Here is a 15,328-nt window from a genome sequence, read left to right on the forward strand (position 1 = left end):
GTTCTCCCAACGTCAGGGAAGGGGAGTCTAAGCGCTAGGTCAAGCTCGACCGGAATCGCCTATGCTGACGGCGACCTGTCCGGGGCCGGCATGAACACCACCGAGATCTTCCTGATCGCGATGCTGATCATCTTCAGCGTCCCCTATCTAGTGTGGCGGCTGTTCCGCACGGACCATTACGCGCCCCTCGTGGTCGTCCAGATCATCGGCGGCATCCTTCTGGGACCCGGCGTGCTGGGCGCGGTGTTTCCCGACTACTACGCCTTCGTCTTCCGGCCCCAAGTCATCCAGTCCCTGAACGGCGTCGCCTGGTGGGCGGTGATGATCTTCGTCTGGCTGGCGGGCATAGAGCTCGACCTCAAGGCCGCCTGGGCCAACCGCACCGAGACGGGCGTGACGGCGGGGCTCGCCCTCGTCATGCCCCTGCTGTTCGGCTGTGCGGCGGCCGCCGTGTTGCTCCAGTTTCCAGGTTGGGTCGGCGAGCGGGGCCAGACCTGGCAGGTTCTGGCGGGCATGGGCATGGCTTGCGCGGTCACGGCGCTGCCGATCCTTGTCCTGTTCCTCGACAAGCTGGGCGTGCTGAGGAGCGACCTCGGTCAACGGGTGCTGCGCTACGCCAGCCTGGACGACATCGCCATTTGGGGCGTCCTGGCGCTCATCATCCTGGACTGGGACCGGCTGGGGCGGCAGGCGGCCTTTCTGGTCGGCTTCCCCATCGCCTCGATCGCCGTCCGCGCCCTGATGCGGCGCATTCCCCAGACGGACCGCTGGTACGTCGGCCTGATCTGGCTGGCGGCCATGGGCTTCGTCGGCGACTGGGCGGGGCTGCACTACATGGTCGGCGCCTTCCTGGCGGGCGTGGTGCTGGACAAGGACCTGTTCGAGGAGCGCCAGATGGACAGCTTCCGCCACATCGTCCTGATGACCATCATGCCGGTCTTCTTCCTGTCGACGGGCCTGCGCACCCAGTGGGACGTGGGGGGCCTGATGGTCTTCGGCGCGGCGGCTTTGCTGCTGGTCGCGGCGGTGGCGGGTAAGCTGGCGGGCGTTCACCTCGCCGGGCGCGTCCTGAAGTGGCCAAAGGGGGAGGCGGCCGTGATCGGATGGCTGCTGCAGACCAAGGCGCTGATCATGATCATCTTCGCCAACATCCTGCTGGACAAGGCGATCATCACGAATGCGGCCTTCACGGCGCTTTTGCTGATGGCCGTGGGCTCGACCATGCTGACCATTCCGATGGTCAAGCCGAGGTTGGCGCGGCTGACGGCGTCCTAGACCGCCATGTTGTCGATGAGCCGCGTCTTGCCCAGCCAGGCAGCGGCCAGGATGCGGGCGGGCGCATCCACAACGCCGTTGGCGAACGCCGCCAGATCCTCAGCCCGACGCACGGCGACGTAGTCGACCCGCTCGAACCCGATCTTGAGCAGTTCGGCGTAGGCCTCGCGCTCCACCGCCGCCAGCGGCCGCCAGTCCGCCGCCTTGATCGCGGCCTCGGCCAGCACGCCGTTCAGCCGCCGCGCGACGGCCAGCTCGGCCTCGGACAGGTAGGCGTTGCGTGAGGACAGGGCCAAACCATGCCTGTCCCGCTCCGTCGGCGCCCCTACGATCTCGGTCGGAATGTCCAGGTCGCGGGCCATTCGTCGCACGACCAGCAGCTGCTGATAGTCCTTCTCCCCGAAGACGGCGACGTCCGCCTGGACCTGGTTCAACAGCTTGGCCACGACCACCGCCACCCCGCCGAAGAAGTGCGGGCGGAAGTCCGTCTCCAGACCTTGCGATGGCCCGGCGACGTTGACGCTGGTCGAAAAGCCCTCGGGATACATTTCGTCGACGCTGGGCGCGAACAGCAGGTGACACCCCGCGCCCGCCAGCAGCTCGGCGTCCTGCGCTTCCCGCCTCGGATAGGTGCCCAGGTCCTCGTGCGCGGCGAACTGGGTCGGGTTGACGAAGACGCTGGCGACCACGCGATCGGCCCGCTGATCCGCCTCGCGCACCAGCGTCAGGTGCCCCTCATGAAGCGCCCCCATCGTCGGCACGAAGGCCACGCTCAGCCCCTGACGCCGCCATCCGCGCACGGTCTGGCGCAACGCGGCGACGCTTCGCGCGATAGGCAGGGGAGGGTGTTCGCTCATGCTTACCGGATTAACCTTGCCATTTAAGCGTATTCGTTCGCCGGGTCTTGAAAGGTCGTCGGCTAGGGATGGGCTTATGACGCCCAGCAGAATGCTCCGTCCAGTGCTGATCGGCCTTCTTGGCCTCTCGACAGGCTCGTGCGGCTTCGTCGAGAGCGATCCCAACCGGTTCGAGAACCTGGCCCGTTCGATCGCGGAGATTCCGCTCGACGGCGAGGCTCCCGCCACCGCGGCCGAGGCGGGCCTGCGTCCCGCCTTCGTCACGGCCCAGCAGGTGGCCCAGCCCGGCGCGCTTCGCGTCGAGGTGATGGACCCTCACGCGCTGTGGGACGCGCGCGACAACGGTTTGCGTGGGGCCGTGGAAAGCGTTGCTCCGGCTATTGTTGAGGACGCCGCGCCCGCCGTGACGCGTGCGGTGGTCCAGGAGGCTACCCGCGCCACTGAGGAACTCCGACCGCAAACCGTGCTGGAAACGCTCCAACTGGGGGCCTTTTCAAGCCCGGACGCCGCCCGCGCGGCCTGGACCCGCATCGCCGAGGCGGGCGACGCCATCTCGACCCTGACCCCCGCGTTCGAGGCGGTCACCGTCGACGGTCACACCCTGACCCGGCTGAAGGTCGCCGCCCCGGCCGACGCGGCTCGCGCCGTCTGCCGCGCCGCTGATGCCGCCAACCTGGGCTGCCTGCGTCGGGGGTGATCCGCGCTAAAGCAGCGAGGCTCCGCGAGCCAAGCGTTAGCGCCACCCACAGTCTTCGCTTAACCTTTCGTTGACGTCCGGCCCGCGCCCCGCGAGTCTGTCGGGATCAGGCGGCGCGTGCTGAGTCGGCCGCCCTCAACGGAACGGAACATGGCGCAGCCTCGGGTCATCGTCGTCGGCAATGAAAAGGGCGGAGCGGGCAAATCCACGCTCGCCATCCACATCGTCTGCGGCCTGCTGCACGCGGGCCATCGCGTGGCGATCCTGGATCTCGACCTGCGCCAGCGGTCGATGAGCCACTTCTTCGCCCACCGCGCCGCCTGGACGGCGGCGAACGGCGTCGTCCTGCCCATGCCGTCCGAGCCCGACCTTGGCGACGGCAAGGTCCTGGCCCGCGCCGAGGAAGCCGAGCAGATCGCCCGCTTCGATGCGGCGTATGCAGAGGCCACCGCATCGGGCGCCGAGGTCATCCTGATCGACACGCCGGGCGGCGACACGCCGCTGTCGCGCGCCGCCCACGCCCGCGCCGACCAGATCGTCACGCCGATGAACGACAGCTTCGTCGACTTCGACATGCTGGGCTCGGTCGATCCGGTGACGCTGGAGCTGCTCAAGCCCTCGACCTATTCCGAGAGCGTCTGGGAGGCGCGCAAGCACCGCGCCATCAAGGAAGGCCGCCACGCCGCCATCGACTGGGTCGTCGTCACCAACCGCCTCGCCGTCGCCGAGGCCCGGAACCGCAAGCGGCTGGAAGAGCGGATGCTGAAGCTGGCCAAGCGCGTAGGCTTCCGCGTCGGCCCCGGCCTGCGCGACCGGGTCATCTATCGCGAGCTCTTCCCCTTCGGCCTGACGGTGGCGGATCTGTCCAACGAGGTTCGGCCGGTCGCCGTGTCCCTGGCCCATGTCGCCGCGCGTCAGGAGATGCGTAATTTGATGCAAGCCCTCGGGCTGGAGGACGTCAGCCTGCCCGCGCTCGACGCCGCCGCCTGATCGGATGAACGCATGGGCCTGATCTGGCTCGTGCTGGCGGGCATCGTCGTCTGGGCCCTGGTTCGCCTCGGCCGCCAGACCGAGGGCCCGCGCCGGGGCCAGTGGCGCGTCGCCGCCACCCTGATCGCCGCTGCCTTGCTGGGGGGCGGGGCGCTGGCCCTGTCGCGTGGCGCCTGGATCACCGGCGTCGGCCTGTGCGGCGCCGCCCTGTGGCTGACGCTCGCGTCGCGCATCCGCTCTGTCCCGCCGCGCGCCGAGGGCCTGTCCGACGCCGAGGCCCGCTCCATCCTCGGCGTTTCCGCCGACGCGACGGCCCAGGACATCACCGCCGCCTGGCGCCGCCTCATGGCGCGCGCCCATCCGGACCAAGGCGGAACCGAGGGTCTGGCGGCGAAGCTGAACGCGGCGAAGGACCGGTTGCTCAAAAAGTGACCCTCTCCCAGAGGGAGAGGGCTTGAGGCTCGGAGAGCGCAGCGATCCGCCAGCCGAAAGGGTGAGGGGATCAGACCTCACCGGTTCGCACGATAACCCCTCACCCTTTCGCGCAAGGCCGATCGCCTGACGGCTCTCGGGCGCTCAAGCCCTCTCCCTCTGGGAGAGGGTTCCGGAACGCGCAATTCCCCCCTAAACCCACGCCATGCCGAAGCTGACCTCCGCCGTCGATCCCAGTAGCCCCGCGTTCAAGGCGCTCCACGCCCACAACGCCGCCCTCGTCGCCGAACTGCGCGAGAAGGTGGCCAAGGCGGCGCGAGGCGGGTCGGACGCTTCCCGCGACCGCCACGTCGCCCGAGGCAAGCTGCTCCCCCGCGACCGGGTCGAGCGCCTGCTGGACCCCGGCTCGCCGTTTCTCGAGATCGGCCAGCTCGCCGCCAACGGCATGTACGGCGACGAGGCCCCCGGCGCGGGCATGATCTGCGGCATCGGCCGCGTCTCGGGCCGCGAGGTCATGATCGTCGCCAACGACCCGACGGTGAAGGGCGGCGCCTACTTCCCCATGACCGTGAAGAAGCACCTCCGCGCCCAGGAGATCGCCGAGCAGAACAACCTGCCCTGCGTCTATCTGGTCGATTCCGGCGGGGCGAACCTGCCGCACCAGGCCGAGGTCTTTCCCGACCGCGACCACTTCGGCCGCATCTTCTTCAATCAGGCGCGGATGAGCGCGCGGAACATCCCCCAGATCGCCTGCGTCATGGGGTCGTGCACCGCCGGCGGCGCCTATGTCCCGGCCATGTCGGACGAGACGGTGATCGTCCGGAACCAGGGCACCATCTTCCTGGCGGGCCCGCCGCTGGTGAAGGCCGCGACCGGCGAGGTCATCTCGGCCGAGGACCTGGGCGGGGCCGAGACCCATGGCCGCAAGTCCGGCGTCGTCGACTACGTCGCCGAGAACGACGAGCACGCGCTGGAGATCGTCCGCGACATCGTCGGCCACCTGAACAGCGTCAAATCGGTCGAGCTGGACGTGCGCGAGCCGCGCGAACCGATGCTGCCCGCCGAGGAGCTGTACGGCATTATCCCCGACGATGTCCGCGCGCCCTACGATGTACGCGAGGTCATCGCCCGCATCGTCGACGGGTCCGACTTCGAGGAGTTCAAGCCGCTGTATGGCTCAAGCCTGGTGTGCGGCTTCGCCCGCATCTGGGGCTATCCGGTCGCCATCCTGGCCAACAACGGCGTGCTGTTCTCCGAGAGCGCGCTGAAGGGGGCCCACTTCATCGAACTGGCCTGCAGGCGGAAGATCCCGCTGGTCTTCCTGCAGAACATCTCGGGCTTCATGGTCGGCGGCAAGTACGAGGCCGGCGGCATCGCCAAGGACGGCGCCAAGCTGGTCACCGCCGTCGCCTCGGCCAATGTGCCCAAGTTCACCGTCCTAATCGGCGGCAGCTTCGGGGCCGGCAACTACGGCATGTGCGGCCGGGCCTATTCGCCGCGCTTCCTGTTCACCTGGCCGAACAGCCGCATCAGCGTCATGGGCGGGGAGCAGGCGGCGGCGGTGCTGGCCACCGTGCACCGCGACGCCGACAAATGGACGCCGGAGGAGGCCGAAGCCTTCAAGGCCCCCGTCCGCCAGAAGTATGAGGACGAGGGCAACCCCTACTATGCCACCGCCCGCCTGTGGGACGACGGCGTCATCGACCCGGCCCAGACCCGGGATGTGCTGGGCCTGGCGATCAGCGCCTCGCTCAATGCGCCCATAGCCGACACGACCTTTGGCGTGTTCAGGATGTGATTGGAGACTTCCCTATGACCGACCCCAAGACATCCGACCTGAACGCCCTCGACATCACCGATGCCGAGGCGGCCGAGATCAACGCCATCGCCCAGCCCCTGGTCCCCGATCCGGCGCCGGACGCCAACGACGACCTGGTGCAGATCGATTCCACGGCCGACGGCGTGGTCTTCATCACCATCAACCGGCCCCAGAAGAAGAACGCCTTCGACGCCGCCACCATCGCCGCCCTGCATGAGGCGTTCGAGACCCTGCACGGGGCCGACCATGTGCGGGTCGTCTTCCTGCGCGGGGCGGGCGGGACGTTCAGCGCGGGCGCCGACCTGGGCTGGATGCGCGACGCCGTCGACTGGTCCGAGAGCGACAACCGCGACGACGCCATGGGCCTGGCGAAGATGCTGAAGGCGCTGCACGACATTCCGGCGCTTACGGTGGCGCTGGTCGAGGGCGCGGCGATGGGCGGCGGGGCCGGCATCGTCTGCGCCTGCGACATGGCCGTGGCGGTCGAGGGGACGCGCTTCGCCTTCTCCGAGGTCAAGCTGGGCCTCATCCCCGCGACCATCGCCCCCTACGTCGTCGAGGCCGTCGGCGCGCGCCGGGCGCGTCAGCTGTTCCTGACCGCCAACATCTTCGACGCCGACTATGCGGCCCACGCCGGGATCATCGACATGGTCCTGCCCGACGGGTCGATGGACGAGTTCGTCTCCATGCTGACCGACAGCCTGACCCGCAATGCGCCGGGCGCCATGGGCGACGCCAAGCGCCTGGTCCACGACGTCGCGGGCCAGAAGATCGATCGCAGCCTGATGGAGGACACCGCCCGCCGGATCGCCCGCGCCCGTGTCTCCGCCGAGGGCCAGGAGGGCGTCCGCGCCTTCCTCGACAAGCGCGATCCCAGCTGGGCGGGCTAGAGGAGAGACCCATGCAAGCCATTCTCGAACAGCTCGAAGCCCGCCGCGCCGCCGCCCGCCTGGGGGGAGGCGACGCCCGCATCGCCGCCCAGCACGCCAAGGGCAAGCTGACCGCGCGCGAACGCATCGAGGTCCTGCTGGACGAGGGCTCCTTCGAAGAGACCGACATGTTCGTGGAGCATCGGTCGCATCAGTTCGGCATGGAGAAACAGCGCGTCCCCGGCGACGGCGTGGTCACGGGCCGCGGCACCATCGGCGGGCGTCTGGTCTATGTCTTCTCCAAGGATTTCACGGTCTTCGGCGGCTCTCTTTCGGGCGCGCACGCGGCCAAGATCGTCAAGCTGATGGGCATGGCGCTGACGAACGGCGCTCCCATCATCGGCCTGTATGACGCCGGCGGCGCCCGCATTCAGGAGGGGGTCGAGAGCCTTGCCGGCTACGCCGACATCTTCCTCCAGAACACGCTCGCCAGCGGCGTCATCCCCCAGATCAGCGTGATCATGGGCCCCTGCGCGGGCGGCGACGTCTATTCCCCGGCCATCACCGACTTCATCTTCATGGTGAAGGACACCTCCTACATGTACGTGACCGGCCCGGACGTGGTGAAGACGGTCACCAACGAGGTCGTCAGCCACGAGGACCTGGGCGGCGCGCGCGTCCATGCGGGCAAGTCCGGCGTCGCCGACGGGGCCTTCGAGAACGACATCGAGGCCCTGATGGAGGTGCGCCGCCTGATCGGCTTCCTGCCCCTGTCCAACCGCGAAAAGCCCCCGGTCCGCGACAGCTACGACGACCCCGAGCGCGACGAGGACAGCCTGGACACCCTCGTCCCGGCCAATCCGAACCAGCCCTATGACATCAAGGAGCTGATCCTGAAGACGGTCGACGAGGCCGACTTCTTCGAGATCGGCGCCGACTTTGCGAAGAACATCGTCTGCGGCTTCGGCCGCCTGGACGGCCAGCCCGTCGGCGTCGTCGCCAACCAGCCCCAGGTCCTGGCGGGCGTGCTCGACATCGACTCGAGCCGCAAGGCCGCCCGCTTCGTCCGCTTCTGCGACGCCTTCGGCATTCCGCTGGTGACCTTCGTCGACGTGCCCGGCTTCATGCCCGGCACGCGCCAGGAGTACGGCGGCCTGATCAAGCACGGCGCCAAGCTGCTGTTCGCCTATGCCGAGGCCACGGTGCCCAAGCTGACCGTCATCACGCGCAAGGCCTATGGCGGCGCCTACGACGTCATGAGCTCCAAACACCTGCGCGGCGACGTCAACTACGCCTGGCCCAGTGCCGAGATCGCCGTCATGGGCGCCAAGGGCGCGGTCGAGATCATCTTCCGCAAGGATGCCTCAGACCCCGAGGCCCTCGCGGCGCGCGAGGCCGAATACAAGGAACGCTTCGCCAATCCGTTCGTCGCGGCAGGCCTGGGCTACATCGACGACGTGATCATGCCGCACGGCACGCGGCGCCGCCTGATCAAGGCGCTACGGACGCTGAAGGGGAAGGTGCAGACGAACCCGTGGAAGAAGCACGATAATATTCCGCTGTAGATGGCTGGATTGGACGAGACCTACTCGCTTGCCGACCTCAGGCGCATGATCGGCGAAGCTCTGGAGCCGACCATTCAAATGCGTCGGTCCGGGAAGCTTTCGGATGACGATGATGCCGAAGTGCCTTCTGGTCCCGTCACCGAGGCGGAGATCGATGAGTTCATTGAGGTCAACCCGCTTTTCGAGCCGTGGGTTGTGGAAGAGCTCCTTGACCCGGGCTTGATCGGATTCAGGCACAAGCGAGCCACCCTCTCGGAAGAAGGGCTCGATGAGTTCGAGGGTGCTCTGAGCTGGGCTGAAGTTCAGGATTGGTATGCAGGCGATGACTCAATCGGGGGCATCCATGTGATGCTAAACCGAGGCCTATTCGAGTTTTCCGAACCGGACCGGCATTCGATCATCCGACCACCGGCGGGCTATTCGGGCCACTTTTCCGCCTCTCCATCGATGATCGCCTTGGGTAGGCAACTCATCGACAACGGTCATTCCCTTTACAATCTGGAGCCCCGACAGTTCGAAGAGCTAATTGCTGATCTTCTAGATCGCGACGGGTGGAAGGTGATCTTGACGCCTCAATCCCGCGACGGAGGGGTCGATGTGATTGCTGAACGGCGCGATCCGCTTCTGGGTCTCGTGCGAACGATTTGGGAGGCAAAGCGCTATCACCCAAACGATCACAAGGTTGGTGTCTCTAAGATCCGGGAACTAGCGGCGAGCGTCGAAGACAATCGCGGGACTAAGGGGATTTTGGCGACCACGGGGCTCCTGACGAAAGGGGCGCTCGAGTATGTAGAACAGCGGAAGCATCGGCTCAGCGCAGCCGAATTCGCTCAGATGGAAGACTGGCTGTTCGGACGGATCAGTTTGGGCTGATGAACTGACCAACCTCCTCTTCCTTTGCTCCCGCAACCGCCTCCGCTCGCCGACGGCTGAGCAGGTGTTCGCCGACTGGCCGGGGGTGGAGACGGCGTCGGCGGGGCTTTCCCTCTCCCAGAGGGAGAGGGCTTGAGGTTCGGAGAGCGCAGCGATCCGCAAACCGAAAGGGTGAGGGGTTTCCCTCTTGCCGGTTGGCACCCTAACCCCTCACCCTTTCGCGCGAAGTCCGATCGCCTGACGGCTCTCGGGCGCTCAAGCCCTCTCCCTCTGGGAGAGGGAAGGGAACGTTAAATGGCCCGCGATCCGAAAACCCCCTTCGCCCGCGCACTCCGTCGCGCTCAAACACCCGCCGAGGCCAGGCTCTGGCAGGCCCTGCGCAACGGCCGTCTCGACGGGCTGAAGTTTCGTCGCCAGCACTCCATCGGACCCTATTTCGCGGACTTCGCCTGCGACGCCCTGATGCTGGTCATCGAACTGGACGGCGGCGTGCATGACGACGACGACCGCGACCTGAAGGACCAATACCGCCAGCGGGACATCGAGACCCTCGGCTGGTCCGTGATGCGTTTCCCGAACGCGGAGGTGATGGCCCGGCTACCGGACGTGCTGGATGCGATCCGGGCCCAGGTCGAGCGGGCGAGGGGATAGACCCCTCTCCCTTTGGGAGAGGGTGAGACGCATGCTGTTTTTCCCAATCATCCAATGACGCCCGGATTCCGTGAAGAAAAACAGCACCCGTGGCGTTTGAGACGCCGCGAACGCGCCCGCATTGAAAACCCCCTTACAATCGACCCCGGTTCCGTCGCTTGGGAAGGGCGCAAGGCCTTGCGAGCTTGCTGCGGCGGAAGCGGTTGGAGCGGGAGCTCCCGAGGTCCCACGACCGGAGGCCGTGAAGAGCGGTCATCCGGCGTCCGGATCAAGGGGGTGGCGTGGGCAGACTACGCCGTTCAGAACGAGGGTCCCGGGCTCAAGCAGCGAGGGACCGCGTCCCGAGCGGTAGCCCACCAACAAGGCGGCGAGCAGAAGACTCGCCGCGTTCAGGGGATCGGCTTTCGCAAGCACGCCGACCTTCCCGCCGGAGGCGTCAGTAGCGGCAAGGCTCTAACAGGGCCGTTGGTCCCCGGTCAGTCGCGTCCGAACGACGCGGGGCCGTCCGCTTCCGATCAGACCAATCGCGCGGAGCAGTCGTCTTTCGCCGAAACATTGTCATCCCGGACTTGATCCGGGACGGTCACCGGGCGAAGGCCCGGCTGCTCCGCCCGCCCTTCCCACCTCGCCGCGACCCGGCGAGGGCGCCGTCGCATGAGCTTCGCACCACCAAGTGACTGGACGCCGCTTCAAATCCGGCCATCATTCCCTATCTGATCCATCGACTCCCCCGACGGACCGAGAATGGCGACCAGAAGACCAGGCGAACAGGGCGGAGGCGGCATCGGCGCCGCCACCGTCACCGAAACGAAGCCCAAGCTTCAGAAGCCCTCGCTCTATCGGGTGCTGATCCTCAACGACGACTACACCCCCATGGAATTCGTCGTCTATGTGCTGGAGCGGTTCTTCCAGAAGAGCCGCGAGGACGCGACCCGCATCATGCTGCATGTGCACCAGCATGGCGTCGGGGTGTGCGGCGTCTACACCTATGAAGTGGCCGAAACCAAGGTCGCCCAGGTGGTCGAGACGGCGCGGCGCCACCAGCACCCCCTGCAATGCACGATGGAAAAGGACTGAGAGGAACCTCCCAATGCCCTCGTTTTCGCGTCCTCTCGAAGAGACCCTGCACCGCGCCGTGGCCTATGCCAACGAGCGCCGTCATGAGTACGCCACGCTCGAACACCTGCTGCTGGCCCTGGTCGACGACCCGGACGCCTCGGCTGTGATGAAGGCCTGCAACGTCGACCTGACGGCGTTGAAGACGGCCCTGACCCTCTATGTCGACACCGACCTGGCCGCGCTCGCGACCTCGGACGGCGAGGACGCCAAGCCGACCGCCGGCTTCCAGCGCGTGATCCAGCGCGCGGTCATCCACGTTCAAAGCTCCGGCCGGGAAGAGGTCTCGGGCGCAAACGTGCTCGTCGCCATCTTCTCGGAGCGCGAGAGCCACGCCGCCTACTTCCTGCAGGAGCAGGACATGACCCGCTACGACGCGGTCAACTTCATCGCCCACGGCATCGCCAAGAAGGCCGGGCAGGGCGAGACCCGTCCCGCCAAGGCCGCCGGCCAGTCGCCGGAAGAGGCCGAGGACGCCGCCGCCGTCAAGTCAGGCGGCGAGGCGCTGGAGGCCTACTGCGTCGACCTCAACGAGAAGTCGAGGAACGGCAAGGTCGACCCCCTGATCGGCCGCCTGGCCGAGGTCGAGCGCTCGATCCAGATCCTGTGCCGCCGCACCAAGAACAACCCGCTGCTGGTCGGCGAACCCGGGGTCGGCAAGACCGCGATCGCGGAAGGCCTGGCCCGCAAGATCGTCAATGGCGAGGTGCCGGACGTGCTCAAGGGCGCGACCATCTATTCGCTCGACATGGGCGCGCTTCTGGCCGGCACCCGCTACCGCGGCGACTTCGAGGAGCGGCTGAAGCAGGTCGTCAAGGAGCTCGAGAACCACGACGACGCCATCCTTTTCATCGACGAGATCCACACGGTGATCGGGGCCGGCGCCACCTCCGGCGGGGCGATGGATGCGTCCAATTTGCTCAAGCCCGCGCTCGCGTCCGGCAGCCTGCGCTGCATGGGCTCGACGACCTACAAGGAATACCGCCAGCACTTCGAGAAGGACCGGGCGCTCGTCCGTCGCTTCCAGAAGATCGACGTCAACGAGCCGACGGTCGAGGACACGGTCAAGATCCTGCGCGGGCTCAAGAGCTCGTATGAGACCCACCACAAGCTGCGTTACACCGACGCGGCGATCCGCTCGGCGGTCGAGCTGTCGGCGCGCTACATGACCGACCGCAAGCTGCCGGACAAGGCGATCGACGTCATCGACGAGGCGGGCGCCTCGCAGATGCTGCTGGCCGAGTCCAAGAGGAAGAAGGTCATCGGCCAGAAGGAGGTCGAGGCCGTCATCGCCAAGATGGCCCGCATCCCGCCGAAGTCGGTGTCGAAGTCCGACACCGAGAGCCTGAAGGCGCTGAAGGACGACCTGAACCGGGCCGTCTTCGGTCAGGACGCGGCGATCGAGCAGGTCTCCTCGGCCATGAAGCTGGCCCGCGCCGGTCTGCGCGATCCGCAGAAGCCCATCGGCGCCTTCCTGTTCTCCGGCCCCACCGGCGTCGGCAAGACCGAGGTGGCCAAGCAGCTGGCGGCGACGCTCGGCATCGAGATGCTCCGCTTCGACATGTCGGAGTACATGGAGCGGCACACCGTCAGCCGCCTGATCGGCGCCCCTCCGGGCTACGTCGGCCATGACCAGGGTGGCTTGCTGACCGATGCGGTCGATCAGCATCCGCACGCCGTGGTCCTGCTGGACGAGATCGAGAAGGCCCACCCGGACGTCTACAACATCCTGCTCCAGGTCATGGACAACGGGATGCTGACCGACGCCGTCGGCAAGAAGGTTGATTTCAGGAACACCGTCCTGATCATGACCACCAACGCCGGCGCCGCCGACAACGCCCGCGCCTCCATCGGCTTTGGCCGCGGCAAGGTCGAGGGCGAGGACGACAAGGCCATCCAGCGCCTGTTCGCGCCCGAGTTCAGGAACCGTCTGGACGCCATCGTCGCCTTCAAGGCCCTGGATTCCGAGACCATCCGCCAGGTGGTGACCAAGTTCGTGCTGCAGCTGGAAGCCCAACTGGCGGACCGCAACATCACCATCGAACTGACCGACGACGCCACCGACTGGCTGGCCAAGAACGGCTTCGACGAGCTCTACGGCGCCCGGCCCCTGGCCCGGACCATCCAGGAGCACATCAAGAAGCCGCTCGCCGACGACATCCTGTTCGGCAGGCTCACGCGCGGCGGCCACGTCCGGGTGGAGCTGAAGGACGGCAAGATCGCCTTCGACATCACCGCGGCGTCAGGCGCTCCCGCCAAGGAGACGGTCGACGGCGAGGCGGTGTGATCCGCCTGATCACCAAAGCAAAAGGCCCGGGAGCGATTCCGGGCCTTTCGTTCGTTTATAGGGCTTGGGTCAGCGGCGACGGCGGCCCGAACCAGCCAGGATGAAGGCCAGCCCCGCGATGATGCCGGTGGTCAGCAGCGGCTTCCTCCGCGCGAAGTCCAGCCCCGTCCGCACCGGCTCGCGCAGGTCCGCCGGAGCCCGCTCCGACAGCGTCTCCAGCTTGTCGATGGCGCGGCCATAGGCGTCCAGCGCCTTGCCCTTCACCTCGTCGAACTTGCCTTCGAGCTGAAGCTTGGTGTCGCCGGTCAGACGGCCGAAGCCGCTCTTGAGCGTGCCGTTCGCGCCGGTCACGGCGCCTTCGATGCGTTCGTCGGTCATGGGGGTGATCCTTCTAGGAGTGACGCCGGGGAGGCTTGCGGGAGAAAGCGCATGGCAACCGCTACGGTTCCGCCAACAAACGTGGTTGCGGGCGGGTCGCGGCGTGGCGATATCAGGCGAGCCGAAGGTAGCGAAAAGCGGAGCGAAACGACGATGATCCGGTTCATCCTGCAGGCCGTGGTGACGGCGCTCGGCCTTTGGCTGGCGGCCTATGTCGTACCGGGGGTGGCCTTCACCCAGACGGGGTCACTGATCGCCGCGGCCGTTCTGCTCGGCATCGTCAACGCCGTGGTGAGGCCGATCCTGGTGGTTCTGACCTTCCCGCTGACGGTCATCACCTTCGGCCTGTTCCTCCTGGTCGTGAACGCCGCCACCATCGGCTTGGTTGCCAGCTTCCTCGGCGGCTTCGAGGTCGACGGCCTGTGGGCCGGCATCGGCGCGGCCGTCGTGACGGGGCTGGTCAGCTGGGTTGCAGGATCGGCGATCCCGGACGATCGGCAGCCGCGGGACTAGCCCACCTTCACCCGCACCGCCGCCTCGGGGAGGTCCTCGCCGAACGCCCGCTGATAGAACTCCGCGATGGTCGGACGCTCCAGCTCGTCGCACTTGTTCAGGAACGTCAGGCGGAAGCTCAGCCCCAGGTCGCCGCCGAAGATCTGGGCGTTCTGGGCCCAGGTGATCACAGTGCGGGGGCTCATGACCGTCGAGATGTCGCCATTCATGAAGGCGTTGCGGGTCATGTCGGCGACGCGGACCATGGCGGCGATCTTCCTGCGGCCCTCCGCGTCGGCCCACTCCGGCACCTTGGCGGCGACGATCTCGGCCTCCACGTCATGGTCGAGATAGTTGAGCGTCGTCACGATCGACCAGCGGTCCATCTGGCCCTGATTGATCTGCTGGGTGCCGTGATACAGGCCCGAGGTGTCGCCCAGACCGATGGTGTTGGTGGTGGCGAACAGGCGGAACCATTTGTTGGGCCGGATCACCCGGTTCTGGTCCAGCAGGGTCAGACGGCCCTGCGCCTCCAGCACGCGCTGGATGACGAACATCACGTCGGGGCGACCGGCGTCGTATTCATCGAACACCAGGGCGATCGGGCGCTGGATGGCCCAGGGCAGCATCCCCTCGCGGAACTCGGTGACCTGCTTGCCGTCCTTCAGGACGATGGCGTCCTTGCCGACCAGGTCGATCCTGCTGACGTGGCTGTCCAGGTTCACCCGCACCAGCGGCCAGTTCAGTCGCGCCGCCACCTGCTCGATGTGCGTGGACTTGCCGGTGCCGTGATAGCCCTGGACCATCACGCGGCGGTCATGAGCGAAGCCGGCGCAGATGGCCAGCGTCGTCTGCGGATCGAAGCGATAGGCCGGATCGACCTCGGGCACATGGCTGTCGCCCGGATCGAAGCAGGGCAAGGTCATGTCGGAATCGACGCCGAAGGCCTCGCGCACCGAGACCTTGCGGTGGGGTTCGAACGTCAGGAGCGGATCGGGCGAAGCGTCGAGCGGAGAGGGAGCCATGT

The 15,328-nt window shown here is 67.1% G+C and carries 15 protein-coding genes; 12 read left to right on the forward strand and 3 right to left on the reverse strand.

Annotation, left to right across the window (positions count from 1 at the left end; translation table 11 throughout):
* Nucleotides 1-90 precede the first annotated feature (90 nt).
* On the forward strand, nucleotides 91-1,275 hold the full coding sequence (locus Q333_RS0104170; RefSeq protein WP_029415488.1) for a cation:proton antiporter: 1,185 nt from the start codon (nucleotides 91-93) through the stop codon (nucleotides 1,273-1,275).
* Here the strand turns inward: Q333_RS0104170 and panC are convergent.
* Nucleotides 1,272-2,132: a pantoate--beta-alanine ligase gene (gene panC / locus Q333_RS0104175; protein ID WP_029415489.1), complete on the reverse strand. Its 861-nt coding sequence runs from the start codon at nucleotides 2,130-2,132 to the stop codon at nucleotides 1,272-1,274. The two genes, Q333_RS0104170 and panC, sit on opposite strands and share 4 nt — an antisense overlap.
* Nucleotides 2,133-2,208: 76 nt before the next feature.
* Between panC and Q333_RS0104180 the strand changes: the two genes are divergently transcribed.
* The 10 genes from Q333_RS0104180 to clpA all read left to right on the forward strand — a co-directional run bounded on the left by Q333_RS0104180 (nucleotide 2,209) and on the right by clpA (nucleotide 13,431).
* A complete protein-coding gene (locus tag Q333_RS0104180) occupies nucleotides 2,209-2,829 on the forward strand; it encodes an SPOR domain-containing protein (protein ID WP_035293695.1) in 621 nt (206 codons plus the stop codon).
* Between the two features lie 150 nt (nucleotides 2,830-2,979).
* Complete coding sequence (locus tag Q333_RS0104185) at nucleotides 2,980-3,819, forward strand: division plane positioning ATPase MipZ (protein ID WP_029415491.1); 840 nt, start codon at nucleotides 2,980-2,982, stop codon at nucleotides 3,817-3,819.
* Nucleotides 3,820-3,831: 12 nt separating this feature from the next.
* Nucleotides 3,832-4,251 carry a J domain-containing protein gene (locus Q333_RS0104190; protein ID WP_029415492.1) on the forward strand — a complete coding sequence of 140 codons (420 nt, stop codon included), beginning with the start codon at nucleotides 3,832-3,834 and terminating at the stop codon, nucleotides 4,249-4,251.
* Nucleotides 4,252-4,456: 205 nt separating this feature from the next.
* The gene (locus Q333_RS0104195; RefSeq protein ID WP_029415493.1) at nucleotides 4,457-6,049 is read left to right on the forward strand and encodes a carboxyl transferase domain-containing protein; all 1,593 of its coding nucleotides are present in this window, start codon (nucleotides 4,457-4,459) and stop codon (nucleotides 6,047-6,049) included.
* 14 nt (nucleotides 6,050-6,063) lie between these two features.
* The gene (locus Q333_RS0104200) at nucleotides 6,064-6,960 is read left to right on the forward strand and encodes an enoyl-CoA hydratase-related protein (protein ID WP_029415494.1); all 897 of its coding nucleotides are present in this window, start codon (nucleotides 6,064-6,066) and stop codon (nucleotides 6,958-6,960) included.
* Nucleotides 6,961-6,971: 11 nt separating this feature from the next.
* The gene (locus tag Q333_RS0104205) at nucleotides 6,972-8,504 is read left to right on the forward strand and encodes an acyl-CoA carboxylase subunit beta (protein ID WP_029415495.1); all 1,533 of its coding nucleotides are present in this window, start codon (nucleotides 6,972-6,974) and stop codon (nucleotides 8,502-8,504) included.
* A gap of 9 nt (nucleotides 8,505-8,513) precedes the next feature.
* Nucleotides 8,514-9,377: a restriction endonuclease gene (locus Q333_RS16845; RefSeq protein ID WP_162175573.1), complete on the forward strand. Its 864-nt coding sequence runs from the start codon at nucleotides 8,514-8,516 to the stop codon at nucleotides 9,375-9,377.
* Nucleotides 9,378-9,671: 294 nt separating this feature from the next.
* On the forward strand, nucleotides 9,672-10,028 hold the full coding sequence (locus tag Q333_RS0104215) for an endonuclease domain-containing protein (protein ID WP_035293697.1): 357 nt from the start codon (nucleotides 9,672-9,674) through the stop codon (nucleotides 10,026-10,028).
* A gap of 744 nt (nucleotides 10,029-10,772) precedes the next feature.
* A complete protein-coding gene (gene clpS / locus Q333_RS0104220) occupies nucleotides 10,773-11,105 on the forward strand; it encodes an ATP-dependent Clp protease adapter ClpS (protein WP_029415498.1) in 333 nt (110 codons plus the stop codon).
* A 13-nt stretch (nucleotides 11,106-11,118) separates the two neighbouring features.
* On the forward strand, nucleotides 11,119-13,431 hold the full coding sequence (gene clpA / locus Q333_RS0104225) for an ATP-dependent Clp protease ATP-binding subunit ClpA (RefSeq protein WP_029415499.1): 2,313 nt from the start codon (nucleotides 11,119-11,121) through the stop codon (nucleotides 13,429-13,431).
* Nucleotides 13,432-13,500: 69 nt separating this feature from the next.
* On the opposite strand, the gene Q333_RS0104230 is transcribed toward clpA, so the two are convergent.
* Nucleotides 13,501-13,809, reverse strand: a complete 309-nt coding sequence (locus tag Q333_RS0104230) for a CsbD family protein (protein WP_029415500.1) — start codon at nucleotides 13,807-13,809, stop codon at nucleotides 13,501-13,503.
* Between the two features lie 153 nt (nucleotides 13,810-13,962).
* Here Q333_RS0104230 and Q333_RS0104235 point away from each other — a divergent pair, with 153 nt between their 5' ends.
* The gene (locus tag Q333_RS0104235) at nucleotides 13,963-14,322 is read left to right on the forward strand and encodes a phage holin family protein (RefSeq protein ID WP_029415501.1); all 360 of its coding nucleotides are present in this window, start codon (nucleotides 13,963-13,965) and stop codon (nucleotides 14,320-14,322) included.
* On the opposite strand, the gene cobS is transcribed toward Q333_RS0104235, so the two are convergent.
* Complete coding sequence (gene cobS / locus Q333_RS0104240) at nucleotides 14,319-15,326, reverse strand: cobaltochelatase subunit CobS (RefSeq protein WP_029415502.1); 1,008 nt, start codon at nucleotides 15,324-15,326, stop codon at nucleotides 14,319-14,321. The two genes, Q333_RS0104235 and cobS, sit on opposite strands and share 4 nt — an antisense overlap.
* Nucleotides 15,327-15,328: the final 2 nt, after the last annotated feature.

The organism is Brevundimonas bacteroides DSM 4726 (genome assembly GCF_000701445.1).
In the GTDB taxonomy this organism is placed as follows: Bacteria; Pseudomonadota; Alphaproteobacteria; order Caulobacterales; family Caulobacteraceae; genus Brevundimonas; species Brevundimonas bacteroides.